The 12257-nt window shown below is 74.1% G+C and carries 15 protein-coding genes; 9 read left to right on the top strand and 6 right to left on the bottom strand.

Annotation, left to right across the window (positions count from 1 at the left end; all coding sequences use genetic code 11):
- Position 1: 1 nt before the first annotated feature.
- Genes E1291_RS14010 through E1291_RS13995 form a run of 4 tightly spaced genes read left to right on the top strand, consistent with a single transcriptional unit; the run spans position 2 to position 3608 of the window.
- The gene (locus E1291_RS14010; protein WP_131738224.1) at positions 2-742 is read left to right on the top strand and encodes an ABC transporter permease; all 741 of its coding nucleotides are present in this window, start codon (positions 2-4) and stop codon (positions 740-742) included.
- Positions 743-774: 32 nt separating this feature from the next.
- Positions 775-2088, top strand: coding sequence for a sensor histidine kinase (locus E1291_RS14005; protein ID WP_131738223.1), 1314 nt, complete (start codon positions 775-777; stop codon positions 2086-2088).
- A complete protein-coding gene (locus E1291_RS14000; protein WP_131738222.1) occupies positions 2081-2716 on the top strand; it encodes a response regulator in 636 nt (211 codons plus the stop codon). The genes E1291_RS14005 and E1291_RS14000 overlap by 8 nt, the downstream gene beginning before the upstream one ends.
- 40 nt (positions 2717-2756) lie before the next feature.
- Positions 2757-3608 (top strand): phosphotransferase family protein, encoded by an 852-nt coding sequence (locus tag E1291_RS13995; protein ID WP_131738221.1) that lies wholly within the window; start codon positions 2757-2759, stop codon positions 3606-3608.
- Between the two features lie 18 nt (positions 3609-3626).
- Here the strand turns inward: E1291_RS13995 and E1291_RS13990 are convergent, their stop codons facing one another.
- Positions 3627-4181, bottom strand: a complete 555-nt coding sequence (locus tag E1291_RS13990) for a TetR/AcrR family transcriptional regulator (protein WP_278045258.1) — start codon at positions 4179-4181, stop codon at positions 3627-3629.
- Positions 4182-4336: 155 nt separating this feature from the next.
- On the opposite strand from E1291_RS13990, the gene E1291_RS13985 reads away from it, so the two are divergent.
- Positions 4337-5137 carry an alpha/beta fold hydrolase gene (locus tag E1291_RS13985; RefSeq protein WP_131738219.1) on the top strand — a complete coding sequence of 267 codons (801 nt, stop codon included), beginning with the start codon at positions 4337-4339 and terminating at the stop codon, positions 5135-5137.
- 66 nt (positions 5138-5203) lie between these two features.
- Here E1291_RS13985 and E1291_RS13980 read toward each other — a convergent pair whose 3' ends face one another.
- Positions 5204-5515 (bottom strand): EthD family reductase, encoded by a 312-nt coding sequence (locus tag E1291_RS13980; RefSeq protein WP_131738218.1) that lies wholly within the window; start codon positions 5513-5515, stop codon positions 5204-5206.
- A gap of 204 nt (positions 5516-5719) precedes the next feature.
- Between E1291_RS13980 and E1291_RS13975 the strand changes: the two genes are divergently transcribed.
- The 3 genes from E1291_RS13975 (at position 5720) to E1291_RS13965 (ending at position 8366) form a co-directional block, all read left to right on the top strand.
- The gene (locus E1291_RS13975) at positions 5720-6073 is read left to right on the top strand and encodes a winged helix-turn-helix transcriptional regulator (protein ID WP_242614132.1); all 354 of its coding nucleotides are present in this window, start codon (positions 5720-5722) and stop codon (positions 6071-6073) included.
- A 196-nt stretch (positions 6074-6269) separates the two neighbouring features.
- Positions 6270-7481: a metal-dependent hydrolase family protein gene (locus E1291_RS13970; protein ID WP_131738217.1), complete on the top strand. Its 1212-nt coding sequence runs from the start codon at positions 6270-6272 to the stop codon at positions 7479-7481.
- 132 nt (positions 7482-7613) lie between these two features.
- Positions 7614-8366: a Clp protease N-terminal domain-containing protein gene (locus E1291_RS13965; protein ID WP_131738216.1), complete on the top strand. Its 753-nt coding sequence runs from the start codon at positions 7614-7616 to the stop codon at positions 8364-8366.
- A 47-nt stretch (positions 8367-8413) separates the two neighbouring features.
- Here E1291_RS13965 and E1291_RS13960 read toward each other — a convergent pair whose 3' ends face one another.
- The 3 genes from E1291_RS13960 to E1291_RS13950 form a co-directional block, all read right to left on the bottom strand.
- Entirely contained in the window at positions 8414-9331 is a 918-nt protein-coding gene (locus tag E1291_RS13960) for a quinone oxidoreductase family protein (protein ID WP_131738215.1), read from the bottom strand.
- A gap of 109 nt (positions 9332-9440) precedes the next feature.
- Positions 9441-10346, bottom strand: coding sequence for an NmrA family NAD(P)-binding protein (locus tag E1291_RS13955; protein WP_131738214.1), 906 nt, complete (start codon positions 10344-10346; stop codon positions 9441-9443).
- On the bottom strand, positions 10343-11305 hold the full coding sequence (locus E1291_RS13950) for an EamA family transporter (protein ID WP_131738213.1): 963 nt from the start codon (positions 11303-11305) through the stop codon (positions 10343-10345). Before E1291_RS13950 ends, E1291_RS13955 begins: the two co-directional genes overlap by 4 nt.
- Before the next feature lie 91 nt (positions 11306-11396).
- Between E1291_RS13950 and E1291_RS13945 the strand changes: the two genes are divergently transcribed.
- Positions 11397-11921 (top strand): MarR family winged helix-turn-helix transcriptional regulator, encoded by a 525-nt coding sequence (locus E1291_RS13945; RefSeq protein WP_131738212.1) that lies wholly within the window; start codon positions 11397-11399, stop codon positions 11919-11921.
- A gap of 40 nt (positions 11922-11961) precedes the next feature.
- Here the strand turns inward: E1291_RS13945 and E1291_RS13940 are convergent.
- On the bottom strand, positions 11962-12257 hold a 296-nt coding region (locus E1291_RS13940), incomplete at its 5' end, for a helix-turn-helix domain-containing protein (protein WP_131738211.1).

The following is a 12257-nucleotide window of genomic DNA, read 5'->3' as shown; positions in this document are numbered from 1 at the left end:
GATGTCCGCCTCCATCGCCATGCTGAAGGCCGAGGCCCGGCTGCTGAGCCGCGAGCCGGCCGGCATGTTCTGGGTGCTCGGCTTCCCCACCCTGCTGCTGGTCCTGATCGGCCTGGTCCCGTCCTTCCGCGCCGAGGGCTCGGCCCCCGGCGGGGCGCGGACCATCGACCTGTACGTCCCGGTGACCGTGCTGCTCGGCATGATCATGGCCGGTCTCCAGTCCCTGCCGCCGACCCTCGCCGGCTACCGGGAGAAGGGCATCCTGCGCCGCATGTCGACCACGCCGGTCCGGCCCACCTCGCTGCTGGCGGCCCAGATGATCCTGCACGGCGCCGCCATGCCGGTCAGCGGGATCGCCGTCATCCTGGTGGGCCGTGTGGTGTACGGCGTCCCCCTCCCGGACAATCTCCCCTCCTACGCCGTGACGCTGGCCCTGGTGACGCTCGGCGCCCTGGGCGCCGGGGCGCTCATCGCCGCGTTGTCGCCCACCGCCAAGGGCTCGACCACCACCGCCACCGTCCTATTCTTTCCCGTGGCGTTCACCGCGGGGGTCTACGTCCCGGTCCAGTCCATGCCGCAGGCGCTGCGGCAGGTCGTGGAACTCACCCCCTTCGGCGCCGCGTCCCAGGCCCTGGCCCGCGCGTCCTCCGGCGGCTGGCCGGAGGTGAAGCAACTGGCGGTCATGCTGGTGTGGACCGTGGTGCTGGCGGGCATCGCCGCCCGGCGATTCCGCTGGCAATGATCAGGACGGGGTGGATCGGCGGAGTGGACGGCATGACGACCGGGCTCCCGGCGTTGCCCCCGGACGACGCGGCGGACGCGCCGGACCGGGAGGACGCGCCCGGCGGCGTCCCGCCATGGCCGTCCTGGTTCCTGAACGGCGGGCCGTACGTGCTGCTGAGCATCGGCGCGGCGCTCTCGGCCGTCAGCGCGGACGCGCTGATGTCCGCCGCCGAGAAGCGCGCGGCCATCGCCCTGACCGGGGGCGCGCTCGCGCTGCAGGTGTGGTGGAGCCTGGCCGGCAGGCGGCGCCGTCCGCGCGGCCCCGCGCAGCAGCTCTACTGCCTGCTGCGCTGGGCGGCCGGCTTCGCGCTCACCTGGTGCAACCCGCTGTTCGCCGTCTACGCGCTGCTCGGCTACTTCGACGCCGAGCGGCTGCTGCCCCGCCGCCTGGTGCGCCCCGCGCTGTTCGCCACCGCGGTCACCATGGCCGGCTCCAACATCGGCGGCCTCCCGCCGGCCGGGGGCGCGCAGTGGCTGGGGTTCGCCGCGCTGCTGGCGCTGCACGCCGGGCTCGCCCTCGGCTTCGACCGCATGGCGGTCACCGAGGCCGGCCACGCCGCGTCGAAGGCGGCGGCCATGGCCGACCTGCGACGCGCCAACATCCGCCTCACCCAGGCGCTCCAGGAGAACGCCGGCCTGCACGCCCAGCTGCTCCTCCAGGCCAGGGAGGCGGGTGTCGCCGACGAGCGCGGGCGGCTGGCCGCCGAGATCCACGACACGCTCGCCCAGGGGCTGACCGGCATCATCGCGCAGCTCCAGGCCGCCGCCGACGGCTCCGACCTCGCCACCACCCGCGACCATGTCCAGCGCGCCTCCGCCCTCGCCCGGCACAGCCTGGGCGAGGCCCGCCGCTCGGTGCAGGACCTCGGGCCCGGGCAACTGGAGCACGACCCGCTGCCCGCCGCCCTGGAAAAGATCGTCAAGGTCTGGTCGGCCGAGACCGGCGTCCGGGGCGAGTTCACCGTCACCGGGGAGGTCGAGCCCCTGCACGCCGAGATCGAGGCCGCCCTGCTGCGCATCGCCCAGGAGGCGCTGGCCAACGTCGCCCGCCACGCGGGCGCGCGCCGGACCGGGGTCACCCTCTCCTTCATGGACGACGAGGTGAGCCTGGACGTCCGCGACGACGGAAGCGGCTTCGACCCGAGCGCCCCACCCGTGCGCGACGGCGGCGGCCTCGGTGGCGGCTTCGGCCTCACGGGCATGCGGGCGCGCGCCGAACGGGTCGCCGGGACCCTCGTCCTGGAGTCCGCGCCGGGGCTCGGCACCGCCCTGTCCGCGCAGGTACCGTTGGTGCGCCATGACTGACCCGTCCCCGATCACCCTGATCATCGCCGACGACCACCCCGTCGTGCGGCACGGCCTGCGCAGCATCTTCGAGTCCTCCCCGGACTTCGCCGTGCTGGGGGAGGCCGCGGACGGAGCGGAGGCGGTCGATCTCGTCACCCGGCTGGACCCGGACGTCGTCCTGATGGACCTGCGCATGCCCGGCGTCGGCGGGGTCGAGGCGATCAAGGAGCTGACCCTGCGCACGGCGCGGACCAGGATCCTCGTGCTCACCACCTACGACACCGACTCCGACACGGTCGCCGCCATCGAGGCCGGCGCGACCGGCTACCTGCTCAAGGACACCCCGCGCGACGACCTCTTCGACGCCGCGCGGGCCGCCGCCCAGGGCCGGACCGTGCTGTCCCCGGCCATCGCCGCCCGCCTGGTCTCCCGGATGCGCTCCCCGGGCAACGACACGCTGAGCGCCCGCGAGCGCGACGTGCTGCGCCTGGTCGCCCGGGGAGCCTCGAACCGGGAGATCGCCGCGACCCTGTTCATCAGCGAGGCCACCGTCAAGAGCCACCTCACCCACATCTACGGCAAGCTCCGCGCCAAGGACCGCGCCGCCGCCGTCGCCACCGCCTACGACCGCGGCATCCTCGGCTGACCGCTCCGGCGGGCGGGCCCCGTCGTGGAAGGATCTGGGGATGGCCGCCCCCGCCGCTCCCCGTGCCGCCCGGGTCGCCCATCTCGTCCAGCGCGCGCTCGGGACGCCTGAGCCGCCCCGGGTGCGCCCCATCGGTGAAGGCGGGGAACACCACTCCTGGTGGGCGGACGACGCGTACGTGGTGCGCCTGGCTCCCGATCGCGCGGCGACCGCGCGCCTGCACCGGGAGATCGCATTGCGGGACCTCGTCCGCGCCCGGAGCGCCGTACCCGTCCCCGCGAGCGCCGCTGTGGGGGAGTGGGCACCCGGCTGCGGGTTCACCGTGGACACGCGGCTCGATGGCGTGTCGGCGGAGGTACGGCGGGTGTCGCCGGCCGGTGAGGCGCAGCTGGCGTCCCTCCTGCGCGCGCTCGCCGCGATGCCGGTGACCTCCGCCGGGATCCCCGAGGCGCCGCCCATCGAGTGGGATGCGCTGACACGGCGCGCGGACCAGGCCCGGCGCCGTCTGCCCGAGGCCCCCGTCGCACCGCTGCCGCCGCCCCAGTCCTCCGCCTCGGCCCGCGCCCCGGTTCTCGCCCATGCCGATCTCAAGGGCGAGCATCTGCTGGTGCGGCCGGACGGCACCCTCGCCGGGGTCCTGGACTGGGCCGACGCGGAGGCGGCCGATCCCGCGCGTGACATCGCGGGCGTCGCGATCTCGATCGGCGCGGCGGCGGCGCGCCGGGTCGCCAACGCGGCGGGCCACGGCGCCGCCACCGCCGCCCGGGGCCTGCACCTGGCCCGCTGCGAGACGGTCATCCGCCTGGACGACCGGGTGCACGGCACCGACGACAGCCCGCTGCCGCTTCTGCGCGCCCAGCTCCGCCGCGCCTGGGAGCCCGTGGCCGGCTGACGCGAGGGACCGCCGGTGTCAGGGGGGCGGCGGGGTGGGGCCGGGGTGGGGGCGGGTCCACGCCTCGGCGAGGGCGATGAGCTGTTCGAGGGCCGCCTCGACGCGCTCCCGGTCGCCGGTGGTCAGGTAGTCGGTCTGCAGGCCCGCGTAGGCGGCGTTGAGGAAGGTCGCGTTGCGCTCGGCGACCTCGGCGGGGACGCCGTGCGAGGCGAGGACGCCCGCGACGAAGGCGGCCCGGTCGGCGAGCATCCGCGACACCGAGGGCCCCCGCAGGCGCCCGGCGGCGGCCAGGCCCTCGATCTCGTGCAGCAGCCGCACCAGCGGCAGGTCCTCGTCCAGATGCCATCGCCAGGACGCCCGGATCACCTCGCCGAGGGGCCGGTCACCGGCCTTGGCGTGGAAGGCGCGCAGCCGCTCGCGCTGGCGCCGGTCCAGGTGGTCGAGGACGGCGGCGACGAGGTCGTCCTTGGTGGCGAAGTGGTGGGTCAGCACGTAGGTGCTGTGTCCCAGCGACCGCGCCAGGGGGCGCAGGGACAGCCCCGCGATGCCGTGGCCGGCGAGGTAGGCGACGATCGCGTCGAGCAGGTCGGTCCTGCGCTGGGGGTCGCGGGGTCTGGCGATGGCTGGGCTCCCGGTCCGGCGGTCCGCCCCACGCTAGGGACATGACGATCGTTATGCAAATGGGCATGACGGTCGTTATGCTCACGCCTCGACCGGAAGGGGCGATGATGACCACGCTGAGAACGAGGGTTGTGCGCGGGCTGCGGCTGGCCTTCGCCGACCATGGCGGGCCGGGGACGCCGGTGCTGGCGCTGCACGGGCACTTCGGCAGGGCCGGGGCGTTCGCCGGGCTGGCCGCCGCGCTGGCGCCGCGGTTCCGGGTGATCGCGCTGGAGCAGCGGTGCCACGGGCTCAGCGAGCGCCACCACGACGTCTCACCGGACGCCTATGTCGCCGACGCCGCCGCGTTCGCCCGGTCGCTGGACCTGGGGCCGCTGGCGGTGCTCGGCCACTCGATGGGCGGGGTCGTGGCGTTCCGGCTCGCGGCACGGCATCCGGAGCTGGTCCGGGCGCTGGTCGTCGAGGAGGGCGGGGCGCTCAACCGGCCGCCCGAGGTGGCCCACCCGGTCCTGGACGTGCGGGACTGGCCCCAGACCGCCCCCACGCTGGCCGAACTGCGCCGCCGGGTGGAGGCCCGGGGAATCCCGGACGCCGGGTACTTCCTGGAGAGCGCCGTCGAGCGGCCGGACGGCTGGGGCTTCCTGTTCGACCACCAGGACATGACGCGTTCGCAGGAGGCGCTGATCGGCGACTGGTGGCCCGACTGGCTCGCCTCGACCTGCCCCGCGCTCCTCGTCCACGGCCGCGACAGCACCGTCCTGCCGACCCGGATGGCACGTGAGATGGCGGCGCGGCGCCCGGACACCACGCTGCGCGAATTCCCCGGATGCGGTCACTGGGTCCACGACGACGACCCACGAGGATTCGCCTCCGCGGTCCGGGACTTCCTCACCGCGCACCCCGGGTGACGGCACGCTCCCGCCGCGCCACCGGCCGCAGGAGCGCTCCGATACTGCGGTGCCTGAGGGCCGGGCTCAGCTGGTGCCGGTCTGCGCCGGGTAGTCCATGACGACCACGCCACCGGTGGCGTAGTTGGCGACGTCGGCGGCCACCTTCTGGCCGTGCGGAGACTCCCTCGCCGCGGCGAGTGCCGCGGCGTCGGTGAACTCGGCCTCGAAGACCGCGAAGTAGGGCGTCTGTCCATGCGTCACCGCCACCTCGAAGCTGTAGCGGTACGCGAGCAGGCCGGGCATGCGCGCGACCAGCGGGAGATGGGTGCTCACGTAGTAGTCGCGGAAGTGGTCGGGATCGGTGGGCTCGGGATACAGGACCAGCAGCTTGTGCATGACAGCCTCCGTTCAGCGGCGGGCGACGACAACATCCCGGGGATCTCGGGCGGTCGCCATGGCGGCACCACCACCGTGATACCCCGGCCGGTCGCACACCGTGGTAATCGCCTTCCAAAGCCCCAAAACGCTTCGGAAATCGAATCAATGGGGCATACGATAGTGTTTCGGATATCGAAGCGGCAAGAGGGGACGGTGCGACGGATGGCGGCACCCAGGCCGGGACGGGCGGTCCGAGGGTCGAGCACCGGCCGGCCACTGATGGCCGCCCTCGACCTGTTCGGCCGCAGGTGGAACCTGCGGATCGTCTGGGAACTGCGGCACGGGCCGGTCGGGTTCCGCGCGTTGCGGGAGCGCTGCGACAACATGTCCTCCAGCGTGCTGCGGCAACGGCTGACCGAGCTGCTCGACGCCGCCCTCGTCGAGCAGCGTCCGGACACCACCTACGCCCTCACCGAGCTGGGCCACGGCGCCAACCGCGCGCTGCGCCCGCTCGTCCGGTGGTCCGCGGAGTGGGCCGCGACCCTCTCCGCCACCGATTCCGAAGACACCCCCTAACGCTTCCGATACCGAAGCGCCGGCGTCATTCGGCCCCGGGCGGGACGTCGCCGCCCACGCCGGTGGCGTCGCCGGACCGGCGCAGCGACTCGGTTGGCGCTTGCCGGACAACCCTTTGTTGTTCCCGGTGGTCCGGAAGCGGTGCGGGTTCCCGCAGTGATCGTGACGGCTTGTACGGTGTGCGTGGAGGTGTCAGGTGGCAAGTCTGGTGTTGCGCAACGCTCTTCTGCTCGACGTCGAGCAGGGGGAGTACCGAGAAGGCGATCTCCTGTGCGTCGACGGCCGCATCGCCGAGAGCGGCCGCGGGCTGAAGGCCCCCGCCGAGGCGACCGAGCTGCGGCTGGAGGGCGCGGTGGTGGTGCCCGGCCTGATCGACGCGCACGTGCACGTCACCGCCGCCACGGCGGACCTCGGCAGGCTCGCCTTCTGGCCGCCCTCCTACCTCACTGCGCACACCGCGCGGATCATGGAGGGGATGCTCAAGCGCGGCTTCACCACCGTCCGGGACGTCTCCGGCGCCGACTTCGGGCTGGCCGACGCGCAGGCCGAAGGGCTGTTGCGGGGGCCGCGGCTGGCGTTCTGCGGGCACGGGCTGAGCCAGACCGGCGGCCACGGCGACATGCGCGAGCGCGGTGACGACACCCCCGGCGAGCTGCGCTGCTGCCTCGGCAGCGACCGGGTCGTGGACGGCGTGGACGCGGTCCGCACCGCGACGCGGGACGAGCTGCGCAAGGGCGCCGACCACATCAAGGTGAACGTCTCCGGCGGCATCGCCTCGCCCACCGACCGCATGGACTCCACCCAGTACTCGCTGGAGGAGCTGCGCGCGATCGTGGAGGAGGCGGAGGCCGCCAACCGGTACGTGGCCGCGCACGCCTACACCGCGCAGGCGGTCAACCGCGCCCTGGAGGCCGGGGTCCGCAGCATCGAGCACGGCAACTACATCGACGACCGCAGCGTCGAGCTGTTCCTGGAGCGCGGCGCGTTCCTCGTGCCGACCCTGGCGACCTACTGGGCCATGGAGCACGACGGCGACGCCTACGGGCTGCCGGAGGTCAGCCGGCGCAAGGCGGCCGGAGTGCTGGACGCGGGGATGGCCGCGCTGGAACTCGCCCACCGGGGCGGCGTCAAGGTGGTCTTCGGCACGGACCTGCTCGGCCCCGCCCACCGGCACCAGAACGAGGAGTTCCGGATCCGCGCGAAGGTCCAGGAGCCCATCGACGTCATCCGCTCGGCGACGTCCACCGCCGCCGAGCTGCTCAACAGGAGCGGCCGGATCGGCACCCTGCGGGACGGGGCCCTGGCCGACCTGCTGGTCCTGGACGGCGACCCGCTGGCCGACATCAACGCGCTCGCCGACCCCGCCAACATCCGCCACGTCGTCCAGGACGGACTGCTCGTCCCCTGATCGGGTCTCCACGACTCCGCCCGCCGCGGTGAACCGGACCTCCGGCAAGGGTTATACCTCTCAAGCAAGATAACCCCTTAGAAAGACATCAGGGGGTATCGTCGAGGGACCCTCTAGCGGAAGGACGCGGCCATGCCGAAGATCAACGTGTACCTGCCCGACGACCTCGCGGAGGCGGTGAAGGACGCGGGCGTTCCGGTCTCGGCGATCTGCCAGCGGGCCCTGGAGCAGGCCGTCCGGCGGATCACGACCATCAGGGAGACGGTCCTCGGCGAACCGGACGCCGCGGAGCTCGCCGGGCGGCTGCCGCGCTTCACCGAGCGCGCCCGCGCCGTCGTCGGGCTCGCGGTCGCCCGCGCGCGCACCGCCGCCGCACCCGAGGTCGGGACCGAGCATCTGCTGGGCGGCATGGTGGAGGAGGGCGGGAACCTCGCCCTGCACGTCCTGCGCGCGATCGAGATCGACCCCGCGCACGTCCTGCGCGATCTGGAGCGGCGGGGCGCCGCGGCCGAGGGGGCGGACGGCGGCGCCGCGGCCCGCTTCAGCGGTCCCGCGGCCGCCGCGCTGGAGCTGACGGTGACGGAGGCGACCGCGCTGGGGCACAACTACGTGGGGTGCGAGCATCTGCTTCTGGGGCTCGTCACGGAACCCGACGGTGTCGCCGGCCTCGTTCTGCGGGGACTCGGCGCCGAACCCCGGGCGACGCGCCGCGCCGTGACCACGGCGCTCGCCGGCTATGTGCACCTGCGCGCCCAGGCGTCCGCCTCCGCGTCCGGCGATCCGGCCGAGGCGCTGGCGGCCGCGGTGGGGCACCAGATGCGACCGCTCATCGACCGGATCGAGCGGCTGGAACAGCGCCTCGACGCCGCCCCCGGCCTCGGCTGACGACTCCGCCCGCCCCGGAGGGGCCCGCACCGCGCCGCGCGCGGAACTCAGTCGACCGTGAGGACGATCTTTCCCCGGATTCCGCCTGCCTTGTAGGAACGGTGGGCGTCGGCGGCCCGTTCGAGCGGGAAGGTCTCGCGGACGTGCCAGACGATCTCGCCGTCGGCGTAGAGGCGGGCCATCTCGGCGAGGCGCGCGGCGGTCCGCTTGGCCGGGCTCAGGCCGACGCCCAGCGAGGCGGCGCGGTCGTGGTCGTAGAGGGTGATGATGCGGGACCTGTCCTTGACCAGGTCGAGGGTGGCGTCGAGGGCGGCGCCGCCGACCCCGTCCAGCGCGGCGTGCACCTCGCCCTCCGGGGCCAGGGCGCGGACGCGTCCGGTGAAGCCCGCGCCGTAGGCGACGGGGGAGGCGCCGAGGGAGCGGACGTAGTCGTGCTGCTCCTCGCGGGCCGCGCCGATCACCGTGGCACCCCACAGCCGCGCCAGCTGCACCGCGACCGTGCCGACCGCGCCCGCCGCGCCGTGCACGAGGAAGGTGTCGCCCTCGCCGACCCGGAGGTCCTCCAGCGCGTTGTAGGCGGTCTGCGCGGGGGCGGTGAACCCGCCCGCCACCTCCCATGGCATCTCCGGGGGCTTCGGGGTCACCTGCGAGGAGGGGACGACCAGGTGCTCGCGGTAGCTGTTCAGCAGGTTGAATCCGAGCACCTCGTCGCCCGCGGCGAAGTCCCCGACGCCCTCGCCGACCCGGTCGATCACCCCGGCGAACTCGTTGCCGGGGGTGCGCGGGTAGGCGGCCTCCGCCCCGGCGGGCAGCCAGCCCTCCACCACCGCGATGTCGAAGGGCTGGACCCCGGCCGCCCGCACCCGCACGCGCACCTCGCCGGGACCCGGCTCGGGCTCGGGCACCTCGGCCGTGCGCAGCACCTCGGGCCCGCCCGGCCGGTCGAAAACGATCACTCTGCTCATCGTGTGCTCCCTGATCGGTCCGTTCCAACGATCACGAAGCTAGGCGGGACGGGCACGGGGCCGAATCCGTGGCACCACCGTAGTCACGAGCCGGAGTCACGAGCCAGAGTCACGGGCCGGGCGGCGCGAGGCCGGCGCCGGCGGAGGCGAACGCGGCGGCGTGGTCACGGGCGAAGTCGGCGATGTCGCGCGGCGGGCGGCCGAGCAGGCCGGTGACCGCCTCGGTGGTGAAGTCGCCCCAGCCGGTCTCGTACGCCCGCGCGTACTCCTCCAGCATGTCGATGATCCATGTCGGGACGCCGTGGCCGCGCAGGGTCGCGTGCTTGGCGCCGTCGCTGACCGGCAGGTACCTGATCTCTTTGCCGAGGACGATGCCCAGCTGGTCCGCGACCTCGTCGAACGTCAGCGAGCGGGGGCCGGTGAGGGTGTGGGTCTGGCCGTGGTTGCGGTCGGGGTCGTCCAGGAGCACGCGGGCGGCGCACTCGGCGATGTCGCGCGCGTCGATCATTCCGAGCCGCGCCGTGGCCATGTTCAGCGAGAACGTGCCGGTGGCGGCGACGTCGCCCGCCTCGTTCAGCAGGTTCTGCATGAAGTAGTGCGGGCGCAGGATCGTCCAGCGCAGGCCGGACCGCTTGGTCTCGCCGTCGGACAGCGCGTGCAGCCTGCCGCCGCGGTTCGGCGCGTGGTGCGCCGCGCCGACGACCGACAGGCGGACGACGCGTTCCACGCCGGCCTGGCGCGCGGCCCACAGGGCGTTCATGTTGTGCTCCGGTGCGCGCGGGTCGTTCGGGGTGAGCAGCCAGAGGTCCTGCACGCCCTCGAAGGCGGGCGGCAGCGTCCGGGGGTCGCCGAGGTCTCCGGCGAACACCTCGGCGCCCCGCTCGCGCGGGCCGCCGGCCTTGGACTCGTCCCGGACGAGGGCGCGGAGGGTCACCTCCGCCCCGCTCAGCGCGTCCATGAGGGCGGTGGACACGGTTCCGGTGGCTCCGGTGATCAGCACGGTGCGCACGGTCATTCTCCCTTGGCGGTGACGGTGGAGGTGGCGGGGGGACGGACGAGGTTGCGGACGGCTCCGGGGGGGAGCTGCGCGGCGGCGATGGTCGTCAGCGCGAGCGCGAACCCGACGCCCTGCAGCGGCGTCAGTGACTCGCCCTCGAAGACCAGGCCGAGGATCACGGCGACCGCGGGCGAGAGCAGCGGGAGGAACGACACGGCGACCACGGGCAGCCTGCCGATGCCGCGGAACCAGATCGGGTAGGACAGCAGCGCGCCGACGATCGACAGCCACGCGTAGCCGCCGGCCGCGCGCAGGTCCAGGCCGGACGGAAGCCCCTCGAACGCGAGCGCGAGGGGGAGGAGGACGAGCCCGCCGGCGGTGAGCTGCCATCCGGCAAGGGCCGACGGGCCGACGCCCTCGGGGCGTCCCCAGCGTTTGGTCAGCACGATCCCCCCGGCCATAACGCCGGCGGCGGAGATGCCCGCGAGGACGCCGAGCAGGTCAAAGGACAATTCGCCGCGCAGGACGATCAGCCCGACGCCCACCACCCCGGCCAGGCCCCAGCCGAGCCGGCGGCGCGTCGGCCGTTCGCCGAGCAGCAGGAACGCCAGGCCGGTGACGAGCAGCGGCTGGACGGCGAACAGCGTCGCGGCGACGCCGCCCGGCAGCCGGTAGGCGGCGGCGAACAGCAGCGCGAAGAGCGCGCCGATGTTGAGGGTGCCGAGGACCAGTGAGCGCCACAGCCACACTCCGCGCGGCAGCCTCCGCGTGACGGCGAGCAGGACAAGCCCCGCGGGCAGCGCGCGGATCACACCCGAGACCAGCGGATAGCCGGGCGGGAGGAACTCGCTGGTGACCAGGTAGGTGGTGCCCCAGCTGACCGGCACGGCCGCGGTCAGGGCGGTGACCGCGAACGTGCCGCTCGCACGCGGGGGCGCGGTGGGCGCGCTCGGCGCGCTCGGGGACACGGTGCTCATGAACAACCTTTCAACGCTGAAATCTTCAACGCTGAAAACCGTATGCGGAGTGCTACCTTGACGTCAAACAGTTCAACGCTGAGGAGTTCACATGGCGCGTGATGCCGTCGATCTCGTCCTGGAGCAGTGGGCCCGTGCTCGCCCGGACCTCGACGCCTCGCCCATGGGGATCCTGGGCCGGCTCTCCCGGGCGACCCGGATCGCCGAGCGCGAGCTCAAGGCGCTCTTCGCCGAGTTCGGGCTGGAGAGGGGCGAGTTCGACGTCCTCGCCACGCTGCGCCGCGCCGCCCCGCCCGGCGGCATGACCGCCGGCATGCTGGCCCGCTCCTCGATGGTGACCTCGGGCGCCGTCACCAACCGGCTGGACCGGCTCGTCGCCAAGGGCTACGTCACGCGCGAGGTCGACCCCGCCAACCGGCGCACCGTCGTCGTCGCCCTCACCCCCGCCGGGCGCGAGCTCATCGACCGCGCCGTCACCGCCCACGTCGACAACGAGCAGCGCATCCTCGCCGGCCTCGACCGGGACCGGCGGGACGACCTGGCCGCGGCCCTGCGCACCCTGCTGCTCAGCCTCGGCGACGAGGCGCACGACGCCGGCACGGCCGACGAGGACTGACCGGCGCGCGGATCGGGCGCGGCTGATCAGGCGCGGCTGATCAGGCGAAGCGGGCCAGCTCGGTGCGCGAGACCACGCCGAGCTTGGGATAGGCCTTGTACAGGTGGTACTCGACGGTGCGGTGGCTGAGGAACAGCTGGGCCGCGATGTCGCGGTTGCTCGCGCCGGACGCGGCGAGCCGGACGATCTGGAGCTCCTGAGGGGTCAGCCGGGCCAGCGGGTCGGCGCCGCCGGGCGGGGCGGCCGTGGTCTCACCGGTCGCGCGCAGTTCGGTGCGGGCCCGGTCGGCCCAGGGGGCGGCGCCGAGCCGCTCGAAGGCAGCCAGGGCCGAGCGCA

It is taken from the genome of Actinomadura roseirufa (assembly GCF_900659635.1).
GTDB lineage: Bacteria > Actinomycetota > Actinomycetes > Streptosporangiales > Streptosporangiaceae > Spirillospora > Spirillospora roseirufa.
This window is presented reverse-complemented; position numbering and strand designations above follow the sequence as displayed.